General features: G+C 66.7%; 21 protein-coding genes. 4 read left to right on the top strand and 17 right to left on the bottom strand.

Going from position 1 to position 24,243, the window contains the following annotated elements; genetic code table 11:
• Positions 1 to 16: 16 nt before the first annotated feature.
• The 4 genes from MHN80_RS13255 to MHN80_RS13240 form a co-directional block, all read right to left on the bottom strand.
• Positions 17 to 898, bottom strand: coding sequence for an LLM class F420-dependent oxidoreductase (locus MHN80_RS13255; RefSeq protein ID WP_239402166.1), 882 nt, complete (start codon positions 896 to 898; stop codon positions 17 to 19).
• Entirely contained in the window at positions 895 to 1,104 is a 210-nt protein-coding gene (locus MHN80_RS13250; protein WP_239402164.1) for a hypothetical protein, read from the bottom strand. The genes MHN80_RS13255 and MHN80_RS13250 overlap by 4 nt, the downstream gene beginning before the upstream one ends.
• 218 nt (positions 1,105 to 1,322) lie before the next feature.
• Entirely contained in the window at positions 1,323 to 2,228 is a 906-nt protein-coding gene (locus MHN80_RS13245; protein ID WP_239402162.1) for an enoyl-CoA hydratase, read from the bottom strand.
• A gap of 1 nt (position 2,229) precedes the next feature.
• Complete coding sequence (locus MHN80_RS13240) at positions 2,230 to 3,279, bottom strand: phosphotransferase family protein (protein WP_239402160.1); 1,050 nt, start codon at positions 3,277 to 3,279, stop codon at positions 2,230 to 2,232.
• 109 nt (positions 3,280 to 3,388) lie between these two features.
• On the opposite strand from MHN80_RS13240, the gene MHN80_RS13235 reads away from it, so the two are divergent.
• A complete protein-coding gene (locus tag MHN80_RS13235; RefSeq protein WP_239402158.1) occupies positions 3,389 to 4,141 on the top strand; it encodes an SDR family NAD(P)-dependent oxidoreductase in 753 nt (250 codons plus the stop codon).
• Positions 4,142 to 4,158: 17 nt separating this feature from the next.
• On the opposite strand, the gene MHN80_RS13230 is transcribed toward MHN80_RS13235, so the two are convergent.
• Genes MHN80_RS13230 through MHN80_RS13220 form a run of 3 tightly spaced genes read right to left on the bottom strand, consistent with a single transcriptional unit; the run spans position 4,159 to position 7,451 of the window.
• Positions 4,159 to 5,061 carry an alpha/beta fold hydrolase gene (locus MHN80_RS13230; protein WP_239402157.1) on the bottom strand — a complete coding sequence of 301 codons (903 nt, stop codon included), beginning with the start codon at positions 5,059 to 5,061 and terminating at the stop codon, positions 4,159 to 4,161.
• Positions 5,062 to 5,082: 21 nt separating this feature from the next.
• Positions 5,083 to 6,624, bottom strand: coding sequence for a class I adenylate-forming enzyme family protein (locus MHN80_RS13225; RefSeq protein WP_239402156.1), 1,542 nt, complete (start codon positions 6,622 to 6,624; stop codon positions 5,083 to 5,085).
• 41 nt (positions 6,625 to 6,665) lie between these two features.
• The gene (locus MHN80_RS13220) at positions 6,666 to 7,451 is read right to left on the bottom strand and encodes an SDR family NAD(P)-dependent oxidoreductase (protein ID WP_239402155.1); all 786 of its coding nucleotides are present in this window, start codon (positions 7,449 to 7,451) and stop codon (positions 6,666 to 6,668) included.
• 269 nt (positions 7,452 to 7,720) lie between these two features.
• Between MHN80_RS13220 and MHN80_RS13215 the strand changes: the two genes are divergently transcribed.
• Positions 7,721 to 9,280: a long-chain-fatty-acid--CoA ligase gene (locus tag MHN80_RS13215; protein WP_239402153.1), complete on the top strand. Its 1,560-nt coding sequence runs from the start codon at positions 7,721 to 7,723 to the stop codon at positions 9,278 to 9,280.
• 149 nt (positions 9,281 to 9,429) lie between these two features.
• Here MHN80_RS13215 and MHN80_RS13210 read toward each other — a convergent pair whose 3' ends face one another.
• Together MHN80_RS13210 and MHN80_RS13205 are read right to left on the bottom strand one after the other, a co-directional pair.
• A complete protein-coding gene (locus MHN80_RS13210) occupies positions 9,430 to 10,779 on the bottom strand; it encodes an MFS transporter (protein ID WP_239402151.1) in 1,350 nt (449 codons plus the stop codon).
• 57 nt (positions 10,780 to 10,836) lie between these two features.
• Positions 10,837 to 11,928 carry an NADP-dependent oxidoreductase gene (locus MHN80_RS13205; RefSeq protein ID WP_239402149.1) on the bottom strand — a complete coding sequence of 364 codons (1,092 nt, stop codon included), beginning with the start codon at positions 11,926 to 11,928 and terminating at the stop codon, positions 10,837 to 10,839.
• A gap of 290 nt (positions 11,929 to 12,218) precedes the next feature.
• Between MHN80_RS13205 and MHN80_RS13200 the strand changes: the two genes are divergently transcribed.
• A complete protein-coding gene (locus MHN80_RS13200; protein ID WP_239402147.1) occupies positions 12,219 to 13,286 on the top strand; it encodes an alcohol dehydrogenase catalytic domain-containing protein in 1,068 nt (355 codons plus the stop codon).
• A 52-nt stretch (positions 13,287 to 13,338) separates the two neighbouring features.
• Here MHN80_RS13200 and MHN80_RS13195 read toward each other — a convergent pair whose 3' ends face one another.
• The 4 genes from MHN80_RS13195 to MHN80_RS13180 form a co-directional block, all read right to left on the bottom strand.
• A complete protein-coding gene (locus MHN80_RS13195) occupies positions 13,339 to 14,130 on the bottom strand; it encodes an MBL fold metallo-hydrolase (protein WP_239402145.1) in 792 nt (263 codons plus the stop codon).
• Between the two features lie 5 nt (positions 14,131 to 14,135).
• On the bottom strand, positions 14,136 to 16,040 hold the full coding sequence (locus tag MHN80_RS13190) for a galactan 5-O-arabinofuranosyltransferase (protein WP_275447713.1): 1,905 nt from the start codon (positions 16,038 to 16,040) through the stop codon (positions 14,136 to 14,138).
• Between the two features lie 267 nt (positions 16,041 to 16,307).
• Positions 16,308 to 17,069: a decaprenylphospho-beta-D-erythro-pentofuranosid-2-ulose 2-reductase gene (locus MHN80_RS13185; RefSeq protein WP_004021843.1), complete on the bottom strand. Its 762-nt coding sequence runs from the start codon at positions 17,067 to 17,069 to the stop codon at positions 16,308 to 16,310.
• A 56-nt stretch (positions 17,070 to 17,125) separates the two neighbouring features.
• Positions 17,126 to 18,550, bottom strand: coding sequence for an FAD-binding oxidoreductase (locus MHN80_RS13180; RefSeq protein ID WP_239402141.1), 1,425 nt, complete (start codon positions 18,548 to 18,550; stop codon positions 17,126 to 17,128).
• A gap of 179 nt (positions 18,551 to 18,729) precedes the next feature.
• Between MHN80_RS13180 and MHN80_RS13175 the strand changes: the two genes are divergently transcribed.
• Positions 18,730 to 19,638, top strand: a complete 909-nt coding sequence (locus MHN80_RS13175; RefSeq protein WP_239402139.1) for a diiron oxygenase — start codon at positions 18,730 to 18,732, stop codon at positions 19,636 to 19,638.
• Positions 19,639 to 19,655: 17 nt separating this feature from the next.
• Here MHN80_RS13175 and eutC read toward each other — a convergent pair whose 3' ends face one another.
• The 4 genes from eutC to MHN80_RS13155 all read right to left on the bottom strand — a co-directional run bounded on the left by eutC (position 19,656) and on the right by MHN80_RS13155 (position 24,150).
• Complete coding sequence (eutC, locus tag MHN80_RS13170; protein WP_101820637.1) at positions 19,656 to 20,456, bottom strand: ethanolamine ammonia-lyase subunit EutC; 801 nt, start codon at positions 20,454 to 20,456, stop codon at positions 19,656 to 19,658.
• On the bottom strand, positions 20,453 to 21,862 hold the full coding sequence (locus MHN80_RS13165; RefSeq protein ID WP_101820638.1) for an ethanolamine ammonia-lyase subunit EutB: 1,410 nt from the start codon (positions 21,860 to 21,862) through the stop codon (positions 20,453 to 20,455). The genes eutC and MHN80_RS13165 overlap by 4 nt, the downstream gene beginning before the upstream one ends.
• A complete protein-coding gene (eat, locus tag MHN80_RS13160) occupies positions 21,859 to 23,301 on the bottom strand; it encodes an ethanolamine permease (protein WP_004021838.1) in 1,443 nt (480 codons plus the stop codon). The genes MHN80_RS13165 and eat overlap by 4 nt, the downstream gene beginning before the upstream one ends.
• A gap of 222 nt (positions 23,302 to 23,523) precedes the next feature.
• The gene (locus MHN80_RS13155) at positions 23,524 to 24,150 is read right to left on the bottom strand and encodes a TetR/AcrR family transcriptional regulator (RefSeq protein ID WP_239402137.1); all 627 of its coding nucleotides are present in this window, start codon (positions 24,148 to 24,150) and stop codon (positions 23,524 to 23,526) included.
• Between the last annotated feature and the right edge of the window lie 93 nt (positions 24,151 to 24,243).

Raw genomic sequence — 24,243 nt, 5'->3', positions numbered from 1 at the left:
GGTGTTGCCTTTCGTGTCAGCGACCGGACAGAGCCGGCGCGAAGAGATCCTGGTTCGCACGTGCGAATTCGTCGATGGCATCCACGGCCCGGCTCCCTCTCACCCATGGACGGATGACCAATCGGTCGACTCCTGCCTCCCGGTACTCGTCGATCGCCTCGCGCGAGACGTCCCCGGTGAGGTGAACACTCACCTCGAAGGGCGAGGTCTCACGTCCGGCAGCCGCGCGTCGCCGGTGCAGGTCGTCGAGTGCCCGCGCCACCTCGGCCGGTGACAGCTCGGAGGCCAGCCATCCGTCACCGCGGGTGGCTGCGCGTCGCATCGCCGCGGGGGAGTGACCACCGAAAACGTATGGCGGGTGGGGTCTCGTCATGGGTTTCGGGGTCATGGCGACGGGTGGAACCCGGAGCTGCTCGCCGTGATATTCGGTGACGTCGTCGTCGAACAGGCTGTCGAGGACATCGAGGCTTTCGTCGAAGCGCTTTCCGCGGGTGTCGAAGTCCTTGCCCAGGACCTCGTACTCCTCACGGAGCCATCCCGCGCCCATGCCGAGTATGAAACGCCCGCCGGACAATTGATCGACCGTTGCAGCGGACCGTGCGATGTGGAACGGGTCGTTCAACGGGACGATCGACACCGAGACCGCCAAACGCAGACGGTCGGTGCGAGCTGCGATATGTCCCAGCACTGCATACGGGTCGTAGAACGGCAGGTTGGCGTGAAACGCATCGTGGCCGTTGTCGCCGTCGCCCGCATAAGGAAACTCGGAGTCGTTCTGCACCGGTGTCACGGTGTGTTCGCCCACCCAGACGGAGTCGTAACCCAACAACTCGGCACGCTCAGAGACGTCGATGAGTTGGTGGGGCCGTAACGGGAACAGCGCGATTCCGAATTTCATCGCACACCTCGCAGTTCGAAGTAGGGGTGGTGCTCGTGACCACCCGGGGTGACCGAGTCGGTGAATCGAAGCGCGAGCGCCGCATCGCAGCGGAGCTCGGGAGCGTCGAGGATGGCGGCTGCCACCCGGCACTCCGGCGCTCGTCGCGGCAGGACGAGTCCCACGACGTACGAGCCGACGTGGCCCGGTATCAAGGGACGTCGCACCCGCGTGAAGCTGAAGAGCGTGGCGTCCTCGCCGACGCTCTCCCAGTCATAGGTCGCCTGGTGGCAGGTCGAGCGTTCGGTCAGGGGGTACCAGCACCACCGTCCGCAGCGTGTGCATCGGGGGAGTCGGAGCTCTCTCTGCGACAGACCTTCTCGGTACGGTTTCAACAATTCGACGTGCTCCGGTCGCCAGAGCGGCAACGTCGGCGTCGCGTCGACTACCACGGGGAGTCGGCGACCCGGTTGTGGACCGGGGGCGCGTCCCGCCAGTCCGGTACACCGAACTCGGGGGTGCCGAGCAGGGTCTCGCCCTTCGTGACCTCGGCCCAGTGAGCGTGGTTGATCTGATGGAGCGAGAAGCAGGCATTGAGTGCGTTGTAGAAACCCATGTTGTCCACCGACTGGTTCACCGAGTCCTTGATGAGCAACGCGGCGACCGTCGGCCTCGCCGCGATGCGACGGGCGAACTCGTCCGTCTTCTCTCGCCGGTCGTCCGGGGCGAAGACCTTCGAGACCATGCCGATCTCGTAGGCCTCCCGTGCGCCGATGGAATCTCCGGTCAGCAGAAGCTCTTTGGCGCGACGGGGGCCGAACTCCCATGGGTGTCCGAAGTACTCGACACCGCACATGCCCAACCGCGACCCGACGACGTCGGCGAACGTGGTGTCCTCATCGGCAACGATGAGGTCGCAGGCCCAGGCGAGCATCAAGCCGGCGGCATAGACCGTGCCGTGGACCTCGGCGATGGTGATCTTCCGCAGATTCCGCCACCGCCGCGTGTTCTCGAAGAAGAAGTGCCATTCCTGGAGCATCCGGTTCTCGGTGCCGAGTCGGGTGCCCCCGTGGGTAGTCATCGTCGGGTGCTGCCCGGGCCCGGGCTGGCGCTCGCGAACGTCGTCGGCGGAGCCGAGGTCATGACCGGAGGTGAACATGGGCCCGGTGCCGGCGAGGATGATCACCCGCACGCGGTCGTCGGCTTCGGCGCGGGCGAGTGCCTCGTCCAATTCGACGAGCATGCCCCGATTCTGTGCGTTACGGGTACGTGGCCGGTCCAACTCCACGCGGGCGATGATCCCGTCGTCGAGGAGTTCGTAGCGGATGAAGTCGTATTCTCGCGTGGTCATCTCAGTCTCCTGTTCTCGCCTGAACGGCGTCCGCGCCCAGGAATTCAGCGGCCCGTCCGAACAAAGCGTCCACTGACGGCGCGGCACGTTCCCACGCATCGTCGACGCGTCGGCCGGTCCTGTGCAGCATGATGTTGCGGGCAGCGATGGCGCCCATTCGGAAGCCGGCGAGTGCTCGGAAGTAGTCGAGGTCGGCGGCGTCGGCTCCCGTGGTTGCGCGGTAGCGTGCGGCGACGGCGTCGAGGTCGACGCCGCCGCGGCGCTGACCGGGGTCCCAGGACTGCGGGTCGTTCATCATCAGGAACCAGCCGAGATCGAGAAGGACCGGTCCGATCGATGCGACCTCCCAGTCGATCACGCCGGCGACGGTCGGGTCGGTGTCGAGGTGCTCGAAGAGGATGTTGTTCGTCTGGAAATCGCCGTGGCACAGACCGATGGTCGGGGACTGCGGTGCTTGTTCCACGAGTGCGTCGGCGAGCCTGTGCCCGCGGGCGATCCATTCCTCGTTGCGGCCCGAGTCGAGAACGCGACGCCAGAAGGCGATCTCGCCGAGCACAGTGGTTGGCTCGGCCCAGTCCGCGAGTGTCGAGGTCCAGTCCACCTGGTGGATGCCGACCAGCGCGTCGACCGCTACGAGGTGGCAGTCGAGGAACGTCGCGGGTTCCATCGACACGGCCCGGTCGGATCCCATCTCGAGGGTTTCACCGGGTAGCCCGGAGACGATGAGGTAGGGGACGCCGAAGAGGGCGGTGTCCTCGGAGTGGAACCGCGCCCGAGCACAAGGTGCAGCGGATCGTTCGAGTGCATGCAGCAGCGGCACCTGGCGGACGACATCGTAGGCGCCGGTGAGGCGAACGCCCGACGGTGGTAGCCGAAGCACCAAATCCTCGTCGCCATCGGGAGTCGAGACCACGAATCGGTAGGTGTGCCCGGAATTCCCGCTGATGTCGACGAGGTTCTCGATCCGCGCCGCATCCCCGAACGTGTCGGCGGCCCACCGATCGAGGCCCTGTCGGTGCCGTGACGGCAGTCCTGTTTCGACAGTGTCCATTGGCTGGCTCGCATTCGACGATCGTTGTGATGAAGGGTATACATCCGAGTTATAGTCCTTTTAACCGAAATCGGCAAGAACGGCTCTCAGGCCGGGCAGGAGGCATCGAATGGTGGATGAGCGGCAGTTCGCGGACAAGACCGTGCTGATCACGGGTGGCAGCCGCGGACTCGGCAGGCAGATGGCACACGGCTTCGCCGCGGAGGGGGCGCGGGTGGTGGTCGTCTCTCGTAACGAGGAGAGTTGCGTCGCGGTCGCCGACGAACTCCGTGCCGAACACGGCGTCGAGGCGATCGGTATCGGGTGCCATGTCGGGCGTTGGGCAGCTCTGGACGAACTGGTCGACAGGCTCGATGCCGCAGCCGTCGAAGTGGACGTCCTCGTCAACAACGCAGGAATGTCGCCGTTGTACGACAGCCTGACCGGGGTCTCAGAAGCGTTGTGGGACAAAACGTTCGCAGTCAACGTTCGCGCGCCCTTCCGATTGAGCGCCCTGTTGGGAGAGCGGATGGTCGCTCGCGGCGGGGGAAGTATCGTCAACATCAGCAGCATCGGTTCAATCCGGCCGGGTCCGGAGATGGCGCCGTACGTGGCCGCGAAAGCCGGTCTGAACGTGCTGACCGAGGTCTTCGCGCAATCGCTGGGACCGACGGTGCGGGTGAACACGATCATGGCGGGCGCGTTCCGTACCGACGTCAGCGCGCATTGGGATCCTGCCGACGTGGAACTGGTGACCTCGCAGACGGCTCTGCAGCGCACCGGGGACCCCGCTGAGATCGTGGGCGCCGCGCTCTTCCTCGCCGGGAGCTCGGCCTCCTTCACTTCCGGTGCGATTCTCCGCGTCGACGGCGGACGCGCCTGACACTCGCGTCACGTGGCTCAGGAGGGCGTCTGGGCCGCGTGACGCAGTGCGTAATCGACGACCGATGCGTGGTACTCGCTGGCAACGTTGCTCAGGCTGACGTTGTGACCTGCCTCGGGCACCATGCGGAGTCGGACCGTTTCCGCCCGCGGGAACAGCGACACGAGCGTGCGACGTTCGTCCTCGTCGAGCATCCACACCTGCTCGTGCTCGGCCAGCACGATCTCGGTCGGTGCGGTGATCCGGCGCGCCAGGACGGGTAGGGCGTCCTCCCACTGCAGAACTGTCGTCCATTCTTCGGGCGGGGTCGGCGACGAGACCGACTTCCCGAGACACGTGATCTCGGCGGGATAGTGGGCAGCAGGGCCCCAGAACATCTCTCGTGAGAGGGGGGTCGTCGCCGTGCCGGTCAGGTGGGCGCGCATGACCGAGCTGTAGCGCCGACCGACGCCGCACAGGTGGAGACCGGCCACGCGGTGACGCGGTCCCGTTGCGGTCGAAGCCGCTGCAGACGGGTCACCCGCCGCCATGTACGCGGCGACTTTCGCTCCGGTCGAGTGCCCGACCAGCACGACCGGAACGCAAAGTTCCCGATCGCGCATGAATTCGTCGACGACATTCCACAGACGCCCGGCCTGCTCAGGTTCGGTCAAGCCCGACGGGAAGTGCGGCGCCGACGCCCCATAGCCCGGCCGGTCCAGCGCCAGTACAGCGGCTCCCCGGGCCGCGCCGGCGGCCAGTAGCGACCGGGGGCTGGTGTCACCGGGGAGCGGCGGGGGATCGAAGTATCGTGCGCGCATTCCTCCCCCGTGAAGCGCCACGACCAGCACGACCGGCCGGGTCTCGGGCATCGACAGCAGCCCGGAGAACTCCGAGTCGTTCTCCCCACGGAGGAGTGCAGATGCCACGGCGGCGGTCATCGTGACCGTTCCGCCGTCCACTCAGGCAAGTGCGGGACTCTCATCTGCGGCGACCAGCTTCTGTACCTTCCCGCGCAGGATCTTGCCGTCGGGCGACAGCGGCAGTTCGTCCAGGATCTCGAGGCGCTCGGGAAGTTTTTCCTTCGACAGGCCGGTGCCGATCAGGTGACTGACCATGACGTCGAAGTCGAAGTGCTCGTCGGGGTGCGGTTCCACGACGGCGCACGCCCGCTCGCCGTACTTCACATCGGGATAACCGACGACGATCACCTTGGCCACCGCGTGGTGCTTGCGGATGAGCTCCTCGACCTCCGCGGGATCGATGTTGTACCCGCCACGGATGATCAGGTCCTTCTTGCGTCCGACGATCTGGACGAAACCACCCTCGGTGATCTTGCCGAGATCACCACTACAGAAGAAGCCGTCCGGCGAGAGCAGGCGCTCCATCTCGGACTGGTCGGCAAGGTAGCCCTTGAGCAGCGACGGTCCGCGCATCGCGACCTCCCCGATCTCACCAGGCGGCAGAGGTCGTCGGTCCGCATCGAGGACGGCGAGCTCGGCATCTGGGCCAGGAGTTCCGTCCATGACGTCCCGGTCGGCCTCGTCGTGGTCGAGGAGGTTGCTCGAGTGGGCCATGCATTCGGCCATCGCATACATCCGTAGTATCTCGACCCCGAGGTCGCGCCGGGCGCGCTGGATGAGGTCGGCGCTGATATAGGAACCGCCCAGGGTGGCCGAGCGCATGTGCGTCAGACGCCCGTCGACGCCCAGCGCCTCTTCCCGCGCCTCGAGCAGCATGTAGAGCATGGTCGGCACCATGGTGGTCCACACGCACTTGTGCTTGTCGGCGAGCCGCAGGACCGCCACCGGATCCCAATGACCCGCGCGGACGATGGTGAGTCCACGCGTCAGACCCAGGTAGGTGAAGAAGGTGAAGCCCGGAGCGCCCGCGCCGGCGCCGGTGACCAGAATGGACTCACCCGCTTGCGCATCGCTCAGCGAACGCATGCGTTCGGCGGCCCAATCCACGGCCTCCCAACTGTGCATCACGCCCTTGGGCTGGCCGGTGGAACCGGAGGTGACGCCGATGAGGGCGACCTCCGACCGCGGAGCCGACGTGCGCGGCACCGGATCTGCTGTTGTGGCGGCGGGGGTCGCCGTGATCCATTCGACGGATACTGTGCGCGCTCCGTCGGGTGGCTCGACGCCGGCCGGGGGAGCCTCGCCGCGGAACGCGAACAGGGTGGCGTTCGAGCGCTGCATGAGGTGGTTGATCTCGAGAGTGCCCAGGCGTTTCGGCACCGGGATGAACACCAGGCCCAAGTGCGCCGCAGCAACGGCGAGGGCGACGTCTGCTGCGCTCGTGTCGTACTGGGCGATCACCCGACCCCCGGTCGCGGCGCCGAGATCGATCAGCCGGTGCACTGCGGCATCGGCTTTGGCGGCGAGTTCACCCCGGGTCCAGACGTCTTCGTCGACGACGAGAGCTGGAGCGTCGGGGTCGATCTCGACCTGTCGGTGAAACGCGGCAGCGAGGTTCGGATCATGGTGGTTGTCCGGCATGGGGGTCCTTTCGGGGCAGGGGCGGGCACGACGAGACTGCGTCAGAAGGGGCTGATGCCACCGTCGACATTCAGGAGGGCGCCGGTGATGCCGGCGCCGTTCTCGGACGCCAGCAATGCGGCCATCGCGCCGACTTCTTCGGTGCGGTTGATCTGGCCGGTCATCGTGGCATCGGCGTAGCGCGAAACGTGCTCGGCGTAGGTGATTCCGCGGGCTGCGGCAGCGCGTGCACCTGCGGTCTGCATCAGTTCTGTTTCGACCGGTCCCACGCAGATGGCGTTACACGTGATGCCTGAGCGTCCGTACTCCTTGGCGACGGCCTTCGTGAAGCCGTTCACGGCGTGCTTGGCGGTGATGTAGTGGGCCGAGTTCACGATGTTGGCCTGTTTGCCCTGTACCGAGCTGATGTTGATGATTCGTCCCCAGCCGGCGGAGACCATGGTGGGAAGTGCGCGTCGGGTCGCCCAGAAGGCGGAGCTGACGTTCCATGTGAAAGCCTGCTCCCAGGCTTCGTCGGAGAGTTCGGCCACGGGCGCGAAACCACCGGAGCCTCCCGCGTTGTTCACCAGGACGTCCAGCCGGCCGTGGTCGGCGACCACGGTGTCGACTGCAGTTTCGACTTCCGCCTGCGACAATGCGTCGGCCACCAGGAAACGGGCCCTGCCCGAGGGGTCGAGGGACCTGGCGGCGGCGTCACCCTTGGCGGCGTCCCGGCCGGTGAGTACAACGCGAAACCCGGAGGCGATCAGGGCCTGGGCAATTCCGAATCCGATGCCGCCCGAACCCGCTGTGACGACTGCTACCGCCTCTGTCGGTGGCGAACCCATCAGATTGTCCTCCTGTTCATCACATGCACGAGTCGGCGGCGAGCCGACCACGACGGCGTGCCGGTGTGGCGCGACGCCTGTGCACCCATACTTGTGACGCACACTATACAATAAACATCCGATGTTTAGCTATATGAAGTCGATCTGCCGGTGCAAGCGCTCGTCAGATCGTTCCTTAATGGGTAAAGATCGGATGCTTGTCCATCGAAAAGCCGAGGCGGTCGCGACGGCGCACCATCGTGCGACCGGCAGAATCAGAAAGGCGGGCCATGTCCGCAGGCCGAAATCACCACACCGAACCACTGACCCCGCTCACGTTCCTCCGCCGGTCGGCGACCGTCTTCGGCGACCGAGTGGCGGTGATCGACGGCACTCGGCGGTGGACATATCGCGAGCTCCTCGATCGGGCATCTCGGCAGGCGGGACTGCTGGCCTCGATGGGTGTTCGAACGGGCGATCGGGTTGCCGTCCTGGCGCCCAACACGCACATCATGCTGGAGTCGCACTTCGGTGTCCCGTTCGCCGGAGCAGTGATCGTCACCCTGAACATCCGACTCGACGCGGACGAACTCGCGCGGATCGTCGATCACGCCGGGTGTTCGCTCATCCTCTGCGACCCGACCCTCGCCGACACCGCGGAGCAGGTACGCGCCGTCGCACGAACGGAGACCGCCGTGCTCGCGGCCGACGAGGACTACGAGGCTGCCTTGGCCGGAGCCGAGCCTCGCATGAACATGCCGGACGACGAGGGTTCGATGCTCTCGCTCAACTACACAAGCGGCACGACCGGGGCGCCCAAAGGCGTCATCTACCAGCACCGGGGTGCGTACCTACAGTCGTTGGCGGTCAATTCGCACTTCGGGGTGACGCCGTCGTCGGTGTATCTGTGGACCCTGCCGATGTTCCACTGCAACGGGTGGTGCCTGCCGTGGGCCATCACGGCGGCCGGTGGCACGCATGTGTGTCTGCCAGCAGTACGGCCCGCGGACGTGTGGTCGGCCATCGGCGAGCATGAAGTGACCCATCTATGCGCTGCGCCAACGGTTCTGACGTCATTGTGCACCGATCCCGCCGCGACGCGCAGCGATGGACGCCCGTTGTATGTCGCGGTGGGGGGAGCGCCGCCCGCGCCGGCCTTGATCTCCCGCGCGGCTGATCTCGGAATGTCGATCACGCACCTGTACGGTCTCACCGAAACCTATGGGCCACTGGCGATCTGCGAGTGGCGACGTGAATGGGACGGACTTCCGGCCGAGGAGCAGGCCCGGTTGCGGTCGCGTCAGGGCGTGGGAAATGTGATCGCCGAGAGAATACGCGTCGTGGACGAGGCGGGAGCGGATGTACCGGCGGATGGGACGACTGTCGGCGAGGTCGCGGTGCGCGGCAACAACGTCATGCTGGGCTACTACCGGGACGAAGCGGCGACTGCCGAGGCCGTCCCGGACGGCTGGTTTCGAACCGGCGACCTCGCGGTGATGCACCCGGACAACTATCTCGAGATCCGCGACCGCCTCAAGGACATCATCATCTCCGGCGGGGAGAACATCTCGTCCATCGAGGTCGAATCCGCGATCATGGCGAACCCGGACGTACTGGAGGCCGCGGTCATAGCTGTACCGCACGACCATTGGGGTGAGCGTCCGGTAGCCGTGGTCACGGTCGGTGCCGGCGCCACCGTCGATTCCGATCAGATACGCGCGTGGCTGCGGGGACGACTCGCGGGATTCAAGATTCCAGATCATGTCGCGATCGTCGATGAGCTCCCCATGACCGCATCCGGCAAGATCCGCAAGGCGGAGCTGCGAGTTCGGCGGGCGGACGCCGACTGAGGCGTACACCGTGAGGTGATCGGCGGTCGGACCGCGCGGTCGCCCATCGAACGCCGAGGCCGGTTGCTTTCGGGGCGAGTCGAGAACGACCCACACGAGAACAAGCGTCGCCCGGGTCGGGGCGACGCCTGTTCTCTGGGGTCGAGTACTCAGACTCGTTCGACGACCTTGGTCGGGTCGCCATCGTCGGTTGCGGGTCGGGTGTCGACGAGCAGTTCCTCTCGCGACCGGTCGATCAGAACCAACGATCCGATGAGCCCCAGGATGCAGACCGCGATGAGGAACCCGGCTGGAGCGTAGACGTTTCCGGTGCTGGAGGCCAAGGCGGTTGCGATCAGCGGCGCTGTGCCACCGACTGCCGCGCTCGCCACACCGAACCCGATCGAGAAGCCCGCTCCACGGACGCGGGCCGGGAAGATCTCGCTGGTCGTACACAGGGTGACCGATACGACACAACCCAGCAACAGTCCGAATATCGCGAGTCCGGCGACCGCGGTGAACGGCGAGATCCGGATGAAGGCGAACAGGGGCAGGGCCATGACCGCCATCGTGATGCTGCTGGCCAGCAGGACCGGCTTGCGACCGATCCGGTCGGACAACGAGGCGAGCAACGGAATCGGGATCAAGGTGCAGGCCGCGCCGACCAGCGTCCCCGTGAGTGCGATGCCGCTGCCGAAATCGGTTGTCGTACTGATGTAGGAATTCAGGTAGGTCAGGATCATATAGAAGGCGGCGGAGTGCATCGAGCAGATCAGGATGGTCGTAATCAGCTCGCGGCGGTACGTGAACACCTCGCGCACTGGAGATTTCGATACCTCGCCACGCTCCTCGAGGGCCTTGAAGTCAGGCGTGTCCTCCAGTTTCATCCGGATGTAGAGGCCGATCACGCCCAGCGGCCCGGCGATGAGGAAGGGCAGCCGCCAGCCCCAATCGTTCATCGCGTCCTCGCCGAGGGTCAGCGCCAGCGTCGCGGCGACCGCTGATCCGAGCATGAAACCAACGGTCGCAGCGAAAGTGACCCACGAATTGCCGAATCCTCGGTGGCCGGGCCGTGAGTGCTCGAGCATGAATGCGACGGAGCTACCGGACTCGCCACCGGCTGACAGTCCCTGCAGACAGCGCATCACGATGAGTAGGACAGGGGCGGCGACGCCGATGGTGTCGTACGTCGGAAGGAGTCCGATCGTCGTGGTTGCTGCCGACATGATCAGCAGGACCAGGGCGAGCACCTTGAGGCGGCCGATGCGGTCCGACAAGGGGCCGAACACGACAGCGCCGAGCGGGCGGAACAGGAACGTGAGTGCGAACGTCGCGAAGGTCGCGATGAGCTGCATCGATTCGTTCTCGTTCGGGAAGAACTGGTGTCCGATGTAGACGGCCAGCAAGGCATATGCGGCAAAGTCGAACCACTCGATCACGTGGCCGATCACGGTGGCTACGAAGGTCTTTCGGCGCGAGGGGCCGGTCCGGGCACCGTTCGGCGAACTGGTTGGCTTCATCGTTTGGATACTTTCGGTTCGGGGGGCGGAGCAATGATGTTGATCAATGGGTCGTAGCTATCGGACGGTCGCGCGTGCGTGCTGGTCGCGCCGAGGCGAAGGGTGGCCTGCGTCGGGGGCACCGGTGAGCCTGCAGAGAGTCTTTCCCAGGCTTCGACCGTTGAGGAGGTCGACAAGCGCCGCAGGTGCTGACTCGATTCCCGTGTAGACGGTTTCGTCGAGCGTCAGATCGCCGGCGGCGAGACGGGCGCCCAGCTCGTCGCGCATCTCGCCGAACCGATGAGTGAATTCCCCGGATCGGAAGCCCCGTAGGGTCAGGGACTTGCTCACCACTTGAAACAGGTTGGAGGGCCCGGCAGCCGGAGAGTCGCGATCGTAGTCGGCGATGGCACCGCACATGGCCACCCGCCCGCCGGGACGCAATACGTTCAGTGCCGCCTCCAGATGGTCGCCGCCGACATTGTCGAAGTAGACGTCGATCCCCTCGGGGGCGATCGCCTCGAGCGTGTCGGTGAGGTCACCCGTGTGATAGTCGAACGCTGCGGACAGATGGAACTCATCGCGGAGCCGGGCCACCTTCTCCGGACTCCCCGCGCTGCCGATCACGGTGTGTCCTCGCAGGCGGGCCAGTCTGGCCGCGATGCTGCCGACCGCCCCGGCCGCCGCGGACACCCAGACGACGTCGCCCTCCCGCAGCTGGGCCACCAGGACCAGTCCCGCCCACGCAGCCATGCCGGTGTTCCCCAGTAGACCGAGGTAGTCCTTGGGGTGGTGCTCGGAGGGGTTGACGCGCGTCAGGCGTCCGGCGCCGGCGAGGCCGCCGGAATCGGCGTCGACGACTGCGTATTCACGGTAGCCATGGGCATGCATGACCGTGTCTCCCGGCGCGAAGCCGGCAGCCCTGGACTCGACGATCTCGCCGACGCACAGTCCCTCCAGGATCTGGCCGGCCTCGAAGGCGGGGAGATAGCCACGCGGGCTGGCGTCGCCGAGTCGCAGGCGCACCGACGGGTCGATCGACAGCCAGGTGTTTCGGACCAGGACGTGGCCTGGTTGCAGCGCGGGGACCGTCGTCATCACGACGTCGAAGTCAGAAGTGGACACGTGACCCTTGGGACGCGCCGCCAGAATGACGGCCTGGCCGATCACGCGGGAACTCCGTAAGGGATCGTGAAGACTCTCGTCACCGCGAACTCCAATCTGTCTTCGATGTGAATCACAGGCCCCCCAGCGAGTGGTGCCGCTCACACACGATAAACATCCGTGTTTTAGTTGGTCAAGCGAACTGCGCACTTCAGCTCGTAATTCTTTTTGCTGCCAGGGCTGGGCAAGGCGTCTGGACGTGTACGGTTCGATGTATTCGGAGTTGCCAAGCGGAGGCGCAGGACGGTGTGCTTGACCGACCTCTGGCCCGGCCACGGTCCCACTCGAGGGGTGCAATGAAACCGAAGTCCATGCTTGCCGTTCAGTTGACCAGGTGGGGTGCCGAGCCAGAACTGCGTCGGGTCCCCATCCCCATGCCGACGGGTGAGGAGATCCTGGTTTCGGTCGGAGCAGCCGGTTTGTGCCGGTCGGACCTGAGCGTGATGGACGCGGCCCCGGATGTGTTCGGCTATGAGCTGCCGATGACACTCGGTCACGAGGTTGCCGGGACTGTGGTGAGGACCGGGAGCGACGCCGACCGCAGCCTGGTGGGTGAACGGGTCGTCGTGCACGGGGTCTGGGGTTGCGGAGTCTGTCGGAACTGCGCGCGAGGTCGCGAGAACTACTGTGTCGGATTGGGTCGCGACGCCTGTGGACGCCACGCGCCACTGGGTGCGGGGCTCGGGTATCACGGCGGCCTGGCGCAAGCGATCCTCGTGCCATCGGCCCGGCACCTGATCCGGGCGGACGGCCTGTCTGCCGCGGATTGTGCACCCCTGGCCGATGCCGGCTTGACTGCGTACCACGCGATCGACGAACATCGCGAGCTCATCGATCCGCACACGATTGCGGTCGTGGTCGGTGTCGGCGGGCTCGGGCACCTGGCGATTCAGATCCTTCGCTCGCTGGGCACCGGGACAGTCGTGGCTGTCGACACGCGTGAGGACTCGCTCCGATTGGCGACCCGGCTCGGAGCCGGCCGCGTGGGGCATTCGCTCGCCGAGGCCCTTGCGCCGGTGGGCAGCGCAGATCTGATCTTCGATTTCGTGGGCACGTCGACGACCATGTCCCAAGCCCGCTCGCTTCTCGCACCCGGAGGGCGGCTGTCGGTGGTCGGTGGCGCAGGCGGCGACCTGACCGTTGGCAAGGGACGAGCCTCGAGTCCGGGTTGGTCGGTGTCGGCACCGTTCTGGGGCCCGGCATCGGCGCTGAAAGAAGTCACGGACCTCGCACGGCGCGGCGAGATCCGGTCGGAGGTGACACGATACGACCTGAGCCGGGCTGTGGAGGCCTATCGGTTGCTTCGGACCGGGAGTGTGCCCGGGCGGGCAGTGGTGATACCGCCGCCCTTGTCCGGGTTGTGAGAGGCAGGTGGTTCGATGCCACTCCGCCCGAGACCTCGGTTCGTCGTTCTGCTCAGCGCGACAGCGCCTCACGTGCGGCCGTGGCGACTCCGCCGCGATGGATCGGTCCGTGGCCGGGAAGCAGTATGTCGGCCTCGAGCTCGGTGAATCGTTCGACGCTGCGTCGAGCCGTGGGTTCGTCGTGCTGGAAGAGCGACGGGATGCACTGTGGGCCGGTGATCGTCGAGATCTCGTGTCCGCTCACGAGCGCGTCGCCGGATACCAGGGCGCGGCCGTCGGCGACGAGGTAGGCGCTGTGGCCGTCGGTGTGGCCGGGACTCGCGACGGGGACGGGCGCACCCGGGAGATCGAGCGGTTGCCGCTCGTCGACGGCGGCGTCGACGGGGAAACCCGACGCCCGTGCCAGGCCCGCGCGGCTGAGGACACCGAGCGGAGTGGTCTTGGCGAGCCATGCCCATAGTCGCGGATTCGCGACCTGCGGGGCGAGGTCGAGTGCATTGGCCTGCTGAAGGTGGTGGCGCAGCGCGTGATCCACCTCGACCGCATCCATGTAGACGTCGAACCCGTACTGCGCCTGCAGCTTCACGAGGCCGCCGAGGTGATCCACGTGGGCGTGGGTGAGCAGCGCGCCGCGCACATCCTCGGGCGAGCGGCCGATCCGCTCGATGGATTCGACGACCTGACCGGCCTGCCCCGGGTAACCGCCGTCGATCAGCGTCAGTTCACCGTCCTCCTCCAGGAGGATCCAGTTCACGACGTCGGTGGAGACGAAGTGCGTCGTCGAGGAATCGCCGTCGACCCGGGTGATCGTCATCGGCCGCGAGGTGCCGAACGGGCGCCGCATCGTGATCACTTCCGGACGACGAGGACGAACGGGCCGCGCTCGGTGACGTCGAAGCGCGGGTCGTCGAAGACCGTGGGGTCGAAGGTGACCGTGTAGCGCTTCACGTTCGGGTCGTTGGGATAGACGTCCTCGGCGAGACGGAGTGTGTAACCGTCTGCGCTGTACCGGAACAGGAAGACATTCGGCGGAGTCCACGGCGAGCGGTCGAGGGCGTCGACGAGCTGGTCGGCGTTCTCACTCTCCGCCCATCGCGCGATCGCCGCTGCGCGCTTGTCGAATTCGGCGAGCGGATTCGCGTAGTGGGAGGTGAGTCCCTGGAAACCCCAGTAGGGGTAGATCGACAGGAACCCGAAATCGGCGGTGAGAACGACGTTGTCGGTGCGCGGCTTGCCGGTCTGCTCACGGATCAGTGTGTCCAGCTCCGCGAAATACGATTCGGCGCCGGCCGGGCGGGCATCGGCGCGTTCGCCGTAGCCGTCGGTGTCGGTGTAGGCGGTGGTGATCTCGGTCCCCAGATGGCCCGGGATGCTCTGTGCCATCGCGATGGCCGAGAGAACGGCGAGTGCCCCCACGACGACGCGCACGTCGCCGAACCGGCGCACTGCCCAGTGCGTGAGATCGACGACGCCGAAGACCCCGGCCGCGCTCAGGGTGGCGACCAAGATGGGCTCGAGGCGGAACGAGAGCAGGGTGGTGCCCAGTGCGGTCATCAGCATCGACAGCAGACAGAAGAGGTAGACCGTGACGACCGTGACGCCCATCGCCAGGGCGACGGTGCGTGTGCGGAAGCGCAACAGGATCCACAGGAGGCCGATCATCGTGATGGCGCCGACGAGATCCAGGCCGAACATCGGGAGCGGCAACACCGAACCGCGCTCGGGCAGATAGTGTTCGGCGGTCCCCCCGCTGGCGGGGGTATTGGTCAGGCGCGCCCAGAGGTAGGGCGCCCAGACCAGCAGTGCGATCAGTCCGGAGATGACCCCGACGGCGACCAGGCGACCGACCACCGCGAGCACCACGCCGCGTCGTCGGCTCGTGACGGTCGCCGATGGAGTGGCCTTGTTCGACGCGCCCAGCCATCCCTGCACAGCGAAGTAGCCGACCAAGAGGACGGCGGTGAGGGCGAACAAACCGGTGTAGAGCGTGTAGGTCGCGGCCGAGATACCCAGGAACACACCGGACGCCGCCACGGCAGGCCAGCTCGTCGCGCCGAACAGCGGGCCCACCGGTCCGTCGGCGGCTCGCGTTCGCCCGCGCAGCGCGTAGGTCAGGGTGATCAGCATCGGCACGCCGATCAGCACCAGAATTGCGGCGTACGGTTCCGGCGAGGCATACAGGAGAGTGACGGTCGTGACCGCGAGACCGAGCGCGACACCGCGATCCGCGCCGAACATGCGGATGAACAGGATGACGCCCACGGCTGCCGCGACCGACATCGACACGATCGCCCACGTCTTGTAGGCCTCCCAGCCGGGCTGGCCGAGCAGGTTGGCGAAGCGGCCGCCCCACCAGAACCAGCCGGCCGGGTAATAGGGCGCCAGGTCGGTGTAGGTCATGTCCGCGAGGTGCGGGCTCGACGTCATCCGGGTGAGGTACTCGGTGCGGAACTCCTGATCGACCGACAATCCGAACAGGTAGAGACGTGTTGCGCCCAGCGGCATTCCGATGGTGACGGTGACGAACCCCGACATCGCGGCCGCGGACAGCGCCGGCACCAGCAGGCGTCCCTTGCCGTACCGGTAGAGCAGTGCGGCCACCACCAGGATGGCGATGGCGAGCACCTGCCCGGCGGTCGTCAGCGACCGGGTCACGTTGGAGGAGTTGAACGCCGGCCAGTCGACGGTTCCGATGGCCGTCAGTCCCGCCATCGACACCGCCCCGCCGACCACCACGGCGATCAGCAGTGACAGTGCCGTCCGCCCGTAGCCCGTTGGACTTCGACGGTCGGCCGGCGAGGTTTCCCCCGCTCCCTGTGGTGCGGGCGGCGAGTCTCCCCCCGCTCCCTGAGGAGTCCCGGAGCTTGCGGGCGGCGAGTCTCCCCCCGCTCCCTGAGGAGTCCCGGAGCTTGCGGGCGGCGAGTCTCCCCCCGCTCCCTGAGGAGTCCCGGAGCTTGCGGAGGGACGTCTCGAAGGGTCAGGTCGGTTCATCACGTCCACTCAGACTCGGCGATTCAGCGATCAGATCGGCAGCTTGCGGAAGATCGGCCGCGGGATGTGGCGCAGCACCATCATGATGTAGCGGAACGGTCCCGGCACCCAGACGATCTCCTTGCCCTTGGTGGCCGCGGCCACGGCGAGGCGCCCCACATCTTCCTTGTCGACCGTGAGCGGCGCTTCCTTGACATGCGCCGACAACCGGGTCCGCACCTGGCCGGGACGGATGACGAGGACGCGAGCACCGAAGGGGCGCAGCGCCTCTCCGAGTCCGAGGTAGAACCCGTCGAGGCCGGCCTTGGTGGACCCGTAGACGAAGTTGCTGCGACGGACGCGCTCGCCGGCGACCGAACTCATGGCGATGATCTGGCCGTGTCCCTGGGCCTTGAACTTCTCACCGAGCAGCACGCCGACGGACACCGCTGCGGTGTAATTGATCTCGGCTTCGGCGACGGCGAGGCCGTGATCCTGCCAGGCCTGTTCGTCGTCGCCCTGGATGCCGAAGGCGACGATCGCGACGTCGACGTCGCCGTCGGCGAATGCCTTGTCGATGACGGCCCGGTGGGTGTCGGTGGCGCGGGCGTCGAAGTCGATCTGGGTGACCTCGGTGGCGCCGGCGTTCTTGGCCTTCGCCACGGCCGCGGCGGCGGTGGGATCACCCGGCAGGGTGGCGAGGATGACCCGCGCCGGGCCCTTGGTCAGGTACTCGGCGGTGATGGCGAGCCCGATCTCGGAGCTGCCGCCCAGGACCAGGATGGACTGCGGGGCGCCCACGGCGTTCAACATGTGTACTCGCTTTCGATGACGTGCAGGTCGGTGGGGTGCGTCGGAAAGGCTGGGAGTCAGGCGAGTTCGAGTCGCCGGCCCATGTCCGACATGAACACCCGGTTGGGGTCGATCCGACGACGCGTGGCGATCCACTTGTCGATCTCCGGGTACATGGCGTGAAAGTTCTCGGCCGAGGTGCGCGAGTCCTTGGCGGTGTAGAGGCGGCCGCCCATCGACATGACGCGGCGGTCGAGCTCGTTGAGGAACTCGGCGAGACCGGCCTTGACGGGGAAGTCGAGGCAGACGTTCCAGCCCTTGAACGGGAAGCTCAGGGGCGCCCGGTTGCCCTCGCCGAAGAGCTTGATGACGTTGAGGAAGCTGACGTGGCCCGACGCCTGGATGTCCTCGATGAGTGCGGTGAACTCGCCCTCGTTGCCGGTCGGCACGATGAACTGGTACTGGCAGAAGCCGCCACCGCGTCCGTACGCGTTGTTCCAGTCACCGAACACGTCGAGCATGTGATAGAACTGCGCGAGATTTTTGACCTTGCCCTCGCTCGGCGGTCCGATCCGGTAGTAGGCCTCGCCGACCGCGGAGAAGCTGAGCTTGTTGGCGAGCCCGCGCGGGAAGATGTCGGGGAACCGGACCAGCGGCTTGTTGTTGAACGACAGCGGGTTGTCCCGGTACTTCTCCGGCATTTCGTCGACGCGGGCGAGGTTGCCCCGCGAGAAGGTGCCGCGGCCCAGCTTGGGCGGTGCGCTGATGGTGTCGAACCAGCCCGAGGCGTACTCGTACCCGTTCTCGAAGCCGTCCTCGAGGTGCAGGTCGATGGTTTCCTGCAGCGAGCCGGTACGAGCGGTGTCGGCGATGAAGTACGCGCTCTCGGTGCGCTTCATCTGGATCGTCGCGCGCAACACGATCCCGGTCAGTCCGATGCCGCCGATGGTCGCCCAGAAGAGTTCGCCGGTGGGATCGTCGGCCGAGCCGCCCGGGGTCAGGGTCAGGACCCGTCCGTCGGCGACGAGGAGTTGCATCTCGACGACATGATTGCCGAAGCTGCCCTGGCTGTGGTGGTTCTTGCCGTGGATGTCGTGCGCGATCGCGCCGCCCACCGTCACCTGGCGGGTGCCCGGAAGAACCGGCACCCACAGGCCGTGCGGGAGCGCTGCCTGCATGAGCGCGTCCAGGGAGACACCGGCATCGACATCGACGGTGGCCGATTCGTCGTCGATGGCATAGATCCTGGTCAGTGGCGTCATGTCGATAGTGAGGCCGCCGCTGTTCTGGCCCGACTCGTTGTAGGAGCGACCGAGTCCGCGGGCGATGACGCCGCGCTTGAGGTAATCCGGCTTGTCCGCGTTGTCGTCGGCCACGCGGGCCACGGCCTCGGCGATGACCTCGGGGTACGGCGTGGACAGGACATGACCCTCGATCGGGGTGGTGCGAGACCAGCCCACGAGCTTGCGGGTCGTGATCGGCAGCAACTCTTCAGTAGACATCGCTAGAGAGGGTACCTGGGCGAGGTGCTCACCGACCGTCATGCCGGGGCCGGGTCCGGGAGGCGCACCGGTGGACACGAGGGTCGTCGGTGCCATCAGGAAACGAACCATTGACTGATGGCACGATCCGTGGTGGCATGCATCACAGACGCAGTCCCGCGTACGACGAGGAGTCCGGCATGGAAGCGCTCAGTGATGTGACCCGTTCCGACGACGGGATCGACGAGGTGTCGCAGCGACTCCTGGCGTCGGCCGCGCGGTTGTCGCGCAATGCGCTGACGGAGATCGACTGGGAGGCGCCGCTCGACCCGGGCAAGTACGGCTGCAGCCCGGAATGGTCGACGCTGTACGGCACCGCGTACTGGGACGAGATGACCGAGCAGCAGCGGATCGCCCTCACCCGGCACGAGACAGCCTCGATCATGAGCATCGGCATCTGGTTCGAGATGATGCTGCAGGAGATGGTGATCCGCGACCAGTACCTCGGGGACTATCACCGGCCGGAGTTCCAGTTCGCGCTGACCGAGGTCGCCGACGAGTGCCGGCACTCGCTGATGTTCGCCAAGACGTCGTACAAGCTGACCGGGACCAGCTATACGCCGCACCCGCGCCTGGGTCGCTTCGGCAAGCTGTTCATGCGGGTTGCCGGCAGCGAAGTCGCCTACGCCGGAATCCTTGCCGCGGAGGAGGTCCTGGACGTGCTGCAGCGCGGGTGCATGCGCGACGACCGGGTGCTGCCGCTCGTGCGGACCGTCAACGAGATCCACGTCCTGGAAGAATCCCGGCACATGCGATTTGCTCGCGAAGAGGTCCGCCAGTCGATGCAGGACGCCAATTGGTTTCGACGACAGTTCAGTTCGGTGATCACCGCGATGGCAGTGTCGTACATCCTGGTCAGTCTCGTCCGTCCCAAGGCCTACGCCGACGCCGGCTTGGACCACCGTCGCGCCGTGGGGGAGATGCGCCGCAACCACCACTTCCAATCGATGGTCCGCTCGGGCTGCGCGCACCTGATGGGTTTTCTCGACGACGTCGGCCTGCTCACCCGGCCCGCGGCGCGCATCTACCGCAAGGTGCACATGCTCTGACGGCGCGACGAGACCGTCTACTCGACGTTGTCCACGGTCTCATCGGCGTGCTCGAGAACGCCCGCACCGCCTTCGGCGAGTTGGGCGCGTGAGGTGTCCTTCAGTGCGACTCCCGATCGTCCGAGTTTGCGGGCGCCGTCGACGAGGGATGCGGTGATGGCGGCCGCGGTCGTGTAGTCGAGACCGTCGGGCGGATGGATGTTGGAGATGCAGTTCCGGTCGGCATCGCTGCGCCCCGGTCGGGGGAGGTGGGTGAGGTAGATCCCCAGGCTGTCCGCGACCGACAGACCGGGACGTTCGCCGATGATCACGATGATCGTCTGCGCGCCGAGGGCTTCGCCGATGTGATCACCCAGGGCGACCCGGGCCTGGGTGGCGATCACCGGGGGTGCGATCGAGAACCGCGAGCCCAACTCGTCGATGAGCGCCGCGAGCAGTCCGCGTCCGTGGTCGACGAGCGCGCGCGGCGACAGGCCGTCGGCGAGCACGATCCCGACGTCCGAGCCGGTCTCGGGCAGATGTGAGAGGTCGTCGGGCTGCCGTCCGAGGTCGGGTCGTCGTAGATACTCACCGCGGGACCCGGCTCTGCTGGAGACGTGCAACGCCGGCTCGATGTCGACGTCGCTGATCTGCTCGGTGAGGGCGGCGACGTCGAGTGGTTCGTGAACGGCATCGCGGGCGGCGGAGTGGGCGGCCTTGAACTCGAGCACCCGCCGCGACGGGAGCGAGTTCCCCGCCCGGCCGAGTCCGATGCGCGCCTGTGTGGTCTGTCGCAACTCGGCCCAGGGGTCCTGCGCCGGCCGGGAGGAGGCGTTCATCGGGCCACGGTCAGTGATCGCAGGGGTGAGGTGTCCAGATCGACGGGCAGGATGCGTCCGTCGGGGTCGACCATGCCGAGCCCGGCGAGCCAGGTCTCGAACTCCGGGGCAGGGCGAAGGCCCAGTGCGCGGCGAACATACAGCGCGTCGTGGAACGACAGGCTCTGGTAGCCGAGCATGACATCGTCGGCGCCCGGGACCGCGATGACGAAGGCCGCCCCGGCAACGCCGAGCAGGGTCAGCAGAGTGTCCATGTCGTCCTGGTCTGCTTCGGCGTGATTGGTGTAGCAGACGTCCACGCCCATGGGGAGGCCGAGGATCTTGCCGCAGAAGTGGTCCTCGAGGCCGGCCCGGATGATCTGCTTTCCGTCGTAGAGGTATTCGGGCCCGATGAATCCGACGACCGTGTTGACGAGCAGGGGTTCGAGGATGCGGGCCACTGCGTAGGCGCGCGCCTCCAGGGTCTGCTGATCGACGGGTTTGCCGCCGGTCCCCAGGTGAGCGTTCGCGGAGAGCGCCGACCCCTGCCCGGTTTCGAGATACATGAGGTTGTCGCCGACCGTGCCGCGATGCAGCGACCGTGCGGCCTCGTTGGCTTCGCGCAGGATCGAGATGTCGATCCCGAAGCTGCTGTTGGCCTTCTCGGTTCCGGCGATGGACTGGAACACGAGGTCGACCGGCACGCCTTGGTCGATCATCTCGATCGTGGTGGTGACGTGGGACAGGACGCAGGACTGCATCGGAATTCCGAAGCGTTGCCGTATGTCGTCGAGCAGGTGCAGCAGGTCGGAGGTGGCGTGAGGTGAGTCGGTTGCCGGGTTGATCCCGATGACCGCGTCCCCGCACCCCATCAGCAGTCCGTCCAGGGTTGCTGCGGCGATGCCGCGGGGATCGTCAGTGGGGTGGTTGGGCTGTAGGCGGGTGGAGATGCGTCCGGGCAGTCCGACGGTCGTGCGGAATGCTGCGGAGACCGTTGCTGCCGACGCGGCCAGGATCAAGTCCTGGTTGCGCATGATCTTCGACACCGCGGCAACCATCTCTGGTGTCAGTCCCGGTGCGACCGCGGCGATTCGGGCGGCGCTGTCCTTCCGGACCGCGGTTTCCAGGAACCAGTCTCGAAGGCCGCCGACGGTGAGGTGTGCGACCGCCTGGAACGCGCGGCGGTCGTGGGTGTCGATGATCAGTCTGGTGACTTCGTCTGTCTCGTAGGGAACGACGGGATTCTCGAGGAAGGTCGTCAGCGGGAGGTCGGCGAGTTGCCATGCCGCAGCTGCACGTTCGGCATCGGACTCGGCGGCGCACCCGGCGAGTTCGTCGCCGGAGCGACGGGGGGTGGCCTTGGCCATCAGGTCGACCAGCCCGTCGAATGTGTATGTCGTGCCCGAGATGGTCTGGGTGTAGCTCATCGGAGATCCTCCTCGGCTTCGGCGAGGGCGGCGAACTCCTCGTCAGGAGAGTTGGCCACCAGGTGATGGCGGCTGTACAGCGCGAAGTACAGCATGAACAAGGCGAACACACCGAGGCAGCACAACGCTGCGACCACGTCGACCAGGAACGTCGCGATGACGGCGATCAGTGCGACGACGAGGGCGAAGCCGGTGGTGACGACGCCACCGGGGGTGCGGTAGGGGCGATTCATGTCGGGTTCCCGCCGCCGCAGGATGATGTGACTGACCATCATCAGCACGTAGCTCGACGCCGCGCCGAAAACGGCCATGTTCAGCAGCAGGTCACCTTTCCCGGTCAGCGACAACAGGAAACCGATGATGCCGGGCACGATCAGCGCCAGGGTCGGCGCCTTGCGCTTGTTGGTCACCGACAACACGGGCGGCAGATAGCCTGCGCGCGAGAGCGCGAACAACTGTCGCGAGTATGCGTAGATGATCGAGAAGAAGCTCGCGATCAGTCCGGCCAGCCCGATGTAGTTGACCACCTTGGCCATCGACGAATCCCCGAGTGCCTCGACGAGCGGATTGCCCGACTCCGACATCGGCCCTGCGCCACCCGCGCCGGTGGTGAGGAACAGCACGGTCACGCAGGTGACGAGCAGAACGCTGATCGCGGCGATGATGCCCCGCGGCACGTTGCGTTCGGGATCGGCGGCCTCCTCGGCTGCGAGCGGCACGCCCTCGATGGCCAGGAAGAACCAGATCGCGAACGGAATCGCCGCCCAGATGCCGAGGTAACCGAACGGCAGGAACGATGACGCCCCGGCTGCGTCGGTCGGTGCGATGTCGGTGAGATTGCCGACCTCGAAGTGCCCGATCGCGGTGATCGCGAAGATCACCAGGCCGATCAGCGCAATCGCGGTGATCGCGAACATCACCTTCAATGCCTCACCGGCGCCCGACAGGTGAATCCCGATGAAGATCGCATAGACGGCCAGATAGACCCACCAACCGTCGGTGATCCCGAACAGGTTCAACGATTCGACGTAGGCGCCGATGAACGTGGCAATCGCGGCCGGTGCGATCGAGTACTCGATCAAAATCGCTGTGCCCGTGGCGAAGCCGCCCCATGGACCGAGGGCGCGGCGCGCGAACGTGTAACCGCCACCGGCCGCGGGGAGGGCCGAGGACAGTTCTGCCATTCCCAGCACGAGGCACAGGTACATGGCCGCGATCACCACCGCGGCGATCGCGAGCCCGCCGAAACCGCCCTGCGCCAGTCCGAAATTCCACCCCGAGTAGTCGCCGGAGACCACGTAACTCACGCCCAGGCCGGCGAGCAGCAACCACCCCGCGGTCCCGCCCTTGAGCTGGCGTCTTGCCAGATAGTCCGGAGACTCCGAATGGCTGTCCGCACCCCCGGCGTGGTGCGCGCTCGCCGAATCGTCGATGGCCATGATGGCCTCCCTTTACTCAGGGGCCAGCCACTCGGTTCTCCGGGCAACACTGGTCCAAGAAAATGTGACGCCCGACACTAAGTCGCGCAACGTTGCAACCGAGTTGGCCAGGTTGATCACCTACCCGACCGGCCAGGTCGATCGGCCTGCGCACCCTGCCCGCGCCACGGCGGGCCGCAGGGCCCACCTGTTCTGACGGACCAGGGTCGACGGTGCCGTGGATCAGGAATCGTGACGCGGGGGAGTGATGATCGCGGCGTTGACCAACGACAGCAGGTCCTCGACCCCGGTGCCGTCGGGCAGCTCGGTGGCGAAGTCGGTCTCCAGCGAGGCCAGCCCGTGCGCCATCGCGAAGGTCGCGATCGCGATGAGATTGCCGGGCACTCCGCCGCCCCAGCCGTCATCCGCGGCGTCGGAGACCGTGCGCATGTGGAGTTCCCACGCCCGTGCCCGCGCCGCGACCAGCTCCGGGGCTTTGTTGTCGACCAGGCGTGAACCCATCATCAGGCCGACCGCGGCGCGGTGGTCGCGCGCGAACCGGACGTAGACCTGGCCCAGAGTGGCCACCGCCTCTCCGAGCGGCGCATTGCCGGGCAGCTGTTCGAGCGCACGGGTGTGCTCGGCGTGCAGGGTGTCGAACCCCTGCACGGCCACCGCCGTGAACAGCGCACGGCGATCGGCGAAGTGGTGGGCCACCGACTGATGGGTGATTCCCACGCGGCGAGCGATGGCGCGCAGGCTCGCCTTCTCCGGACCGGCCTCGTCGAGCTCGGCGACGGCCGCGACGAGCAGCGCCTCCCGGACCTCGGGTGTGGTCCGGCGTCGGATCGGGCAAGCCGGCTTCTGCATGTCCGCGATTATGTCCCACCCATGCGGGTGAGTTGGCGGACTCGAGCCGCCGGGGCACGTGCTCGAGGCACGTCTCGGACCCCTCACTGCCGC

The organism is Gordonia sp. McavH-238-E (assembly GCF_022348225.1).
Lineage (GTDB): Bacteria > Actinomycetota > Actinomycetes > Mycobacteriales > Mycobacteriaceae > Gordonia > Gordonia terrae.
This window is presented reverse-complemented; position numbering and strand designations above follow the sequence as displayed.

Bases quoted from the DNA above. Each gene is read 5' to 3' on its own strand.
- MHN80_RS13255 (WP_239402166.1), bottom strand. From the start codon at position 898: ATGAAATTCGGAATCGCGCTGTTCCCGTTACGGCCCCACCAACTCATC.
- MHN80_RS13245 (WP_239402162.1), bottom strand. From the start codon at position 2,228: ATGACCACGCGAGAATACGACTTCATCCGCTACGAACTCCTCGACGAC.
- MHN80_RS13240 (WP_239402160.1), bottom strand. From the start codon at position 3,279: ATGGACACTGTCGAAACAGGACTGCCGTCACGGCACCGACAGGGCCTC.
- MHN80_RS13235 (WP_239402158.1), top strand. From the start codon at position 3,389: ATGGTGGATGAGCGGCAGTTCGCGGACAAGACCGTGCTGATCACGGGT.
- MHN80_RS13230 (WP_239402157.1), bottom strand. From the start codon at position 5,061: ATGACCGCCGCCGTGGCATCTGCACTCCTCCGTGGGGAGAACGACTCG.
- MHN80_RS13225 (WP_239402156.1), bottom strand. From the start codon at position 6,624: ATGCCGGACAACCACCATGATCCGAACCTCGCTGCCGCGTTTCACCGA.
- MHN80_RS13220 (WP_239402155.1), bottom strand. From the start codon at position 7,451: ATGGGTTCGCCACCGACAGAGGCGGTAGCAGTCGTCACAGCGGGTTCG.
- MHN80_RS13215 (WP_239402153.1), top strand. From the start codon at position 7,721: ATGTCCGCAGGCCGAAATCACCACACCGAACCACTGACCCCGCTCACG.
- MHN80_RS13210 (WP_239402151.1), bottom strand. From the start codon at position 10,779: ATGAAGCCAACCAGTTCGCCGAACGGTGCCCGGACCGGCCCCTCGCGC.
- MHN80_RS13200 (WP_239402147.1), top strand. From the start codon at position 12,219: ATGAAACCGAAGTCCATGCTTGCCGTTCAGTTGACCAGGTGGGGTGCC.
- MHN80_RS13195 (WP_239402145.1), bottom strand. From the start codon at position 14,130: ATGCGGCGCCCGTTCGGCACCTCGCGGCCGATGACGATCACCCGGGTC.
- MHN80_RS13185 (WP_004021843.1), bottom strand. From the start codon at position 17,069: ATGTTGAACGCCGTGGGCGCCCCGCAGTCCATCCTGGTCCTGGGCGGC.
- MHN80_RS13180 (WP_239402141.1), bottom strand. From the start codon at position 18,550: ATGTCTACTGAAGAGTTGCTGCCGATCACGACCCGCAAGCTCGTGGGC.
- MHN80_RS13175 (WP_239402139.1), top strand. From the start codon at position 18,730: ATGGAAGCGCTCAGTGATGTGACCCGTTCCGACGACGGGATCGACGAG.
- eutC (WP_101820637.1), bottom strand. From the start codon at position 20,456: ATGAACGCCTCCTCCCGGCCGGCGCAGGACCCCTGGGCCGAGTTGCGA.
- MHN80_RS13165 (WP_101820638.1), bottom strand. From the start codon at position 21,862: ATGAGCTACACCCAGACCATCTCGGGCACGACATACACATTCGACGGG.
- eat (WP_004021838.1), bottom strand. From the start codon at position 23,301: ATGGCCATCGACGATTCGGCGAGCGCGCACCACGCCGGGGGTGCGGAC.
- MHN80_RS13155 (WP_239402137.1), bottom strand. From the start codon at position 24,150: ATGCAGAAGCCGGCTTGCCCGATCCGACGCCGGACCACACCCGAGGTC.